We start from the raw sequence: 255 nt of genomic DNA, 5'->3' as shown, positions 1-255 counted from the left end.
CCACCGTACGCCCTTCATACCTTGATCTAGCGTTGGTATTCTAAGAACACACGTCTTAAATGACATGGTTAATTAAAAGTTTGATGTCTTGTTGATGTCTTCAGTTTTCAAGGTGCGAGTGTCTCTTTCGAGACTGAGAGACGAGCTCTCAAAACTGAACGATGGGCATGTCCCGTAAGGGACGTTTTCCTTAGAAAGGAGGTGATCCAGCCGCACCTTCCGATACGGCTACCTTGTTACGACTTCACCCCAATC

1 rRNA gene is annotated in these 255 nt (G+C 46.3%); it reads right to left on the bottom strand.

Features of this window, described 5'->3' with window-relative positions:
• Positions 1 to 194: 194 nt before the first annotated feature.
• Positions 195 to 255, bottom strand: a 16S ribosomal RNA gene (locus AYO36_RS14060); the annotation flags it as partial.

Origin of the sequence: Exiguobacterium sp. KKBO11 (assembly GCF_001644945.1) — a bacterium.
Lineage (GTDB): Bacteria > Bacillota > Bacilli > Exiguobacteriales > Exiguobacteriaceae > Exiguobacterium_A > Exiguobacterium_A abrahamii.
The sequence above is the reverse complement of the archived record's forward strand: the minus strand, read 5'-3'. Positions and strand labels throughout refer to the sequence as shown.